This window comes from Microcystis sp. M53598_WE2, from assembly GCF_030067735.1.
Taxonomy (GTDB): domain Bacteria; phylum Cyanobacteriota; class Cyanobacteriia; order Cyanobacteriales; family Microcystaceae; genus Microcystis; species Microcystis aeruginosa.
The window spans coordinates 1-1,645 of sequence record NZ_JASJFE010000515.1 but is presented as its reverse complement, the minus strand read 5'-3'; the positions used below and the strand labels follow the sequence as shown (position 1 = coordinate 1,645).

Here is a 1,645-nt window from a genome sequence, read left to right as displayed (position 1 = left end):
GTTGTTTGAATAATCTGAGTCGGTTGTCCATCAATCGTGACAAAATTAGTCCGTAATACTTCATGGCGATTACAGATTTCTCGTAAACTTTGTTCTAAGGCCTTTTGATTGAGGTTGCCTCGGAAATGCAACACCATCGGTATATTGTATAAAGCGCTATTTGGTTGCAATTGATCTAAAAACCATAAACGCTGTTGAGCAAAGGATAGAGGTAGTTCTGTATCCTTAGTTCTCGGTAAAATCGGGGGTACTGTTAGCGTCAGATTTTGCTGCTGTAATTGTCCAATAAGATGCGCTAATTCGGCTACCGTAGCTGCACCAAATAAACTCCGCAAAGGTAGTTCTATTTTAAATAAACTCCGAATCCGAGAAACTAATTGAGTTGCGAGGAGAGAATGGCCGCCAATTTCAAAGAAATTATCATAAATTCCCACTTGCTCTATTTTGAGTATTTCTGTCCAAATTTGCACCAACATCTCTTCAATTCCATTGCGTGGTGCTACATATTGATCCCGGCGATTTCCTATTTTATCTGGTGCGGGTAAAGCGCGACGATCTACCTTACGATTAGTAGTAAGGGGTAAAGATTCCAGAAAAACAAAAGCTTGAGGAACCATATACAAAGGCAATTTACTGGACAGAAACTGACGCAGTTCACTAATCATCGGTATCCGTTCATAATGAGCTACTATGTAGGCGACTAAATATTTATCCCCCGGAGTATCTTCCCGAATAATCACACAAGATGTTTGTACATCAATATTTTGGTTAAGTACCGCTTCAATTTCTCCTAACTCAATACGGAATCCGCGAATTTTAACCTGATTGTCAATCCGGCCAAAACATTCAATATTACCATCGGGTAAATAACGCGCTAAATCTCCCGTTTTATACAAACGATTGAACGGTGAATGAGCAAAGGGATTGTCAATAAATTTTTCAGCAGTTAATTCGGGACGATTCAGATAACCCCGCGCTAAACGAACACCGCATAAATGCAATTCTCCCTTAACTCCAATGGGTACAGGTTGCAGATTTTGATCTAGTATGTATGCTTTTGTATTAGCAATGGGACGACCAATCAGCACTGAATTGATTTTTTCTGACTGATAATCTAGCAAATCATGAACTATGGCGGTTACAGACGCTTCTGTGGGGCCATATACATTAATACATTGAACCCGTTTTCCGACCATTTGTCGCCAAATATTGACGGTTTCTGGTAACACTGCATCCCCTCCCACGGCGACAACCCGCAGACTGGATGGTACAGTAGCTAATGATTGGGAAACGGCGATTGCCCATTCATGCCAATAGGCAGGGGTAATATTTAAAACGGTGAGGCTTTCTTGTTCGATAAAATCGGCAAAATCAGTCAAAGTTGGGAACATTTGCCCTGGTCTTAAGACCACTGTGCCACCTTTTAACCAGGTGGGGAAAATTTCTTCGGCGGCGACATCAAAGCCAAAGGAAGCAAACTGTAAAACGCGATCAGATTCTGTTAAACCGAATACTTTACTAATGCCACAACTATGATTAACTAAGGCCGCGTGGGTTAACATCACTCCTTTAGGTTTACCGGTTGAACCAGATGTATATAATAGGCATAGTAGATTTTCTGGGGCTACTTCACTGAAGGGATTTT

The 1,645-nt window shown here is 41.1% G+C and carries 1 protein-coding gene; it reads right to left on the bottom strand.

Annotation, left to right across the window (positions count from 1 at the left end; all coding sequences use genetic code 11):
* A partial coding sequence (locus PX636_RS10495; RefSeq protein ID WP_288117070.1) for a non-ribosomal peptide synthetase occupies positions 1-1,645 on the bottom strand: 1,645 nt, incomplete at both ends.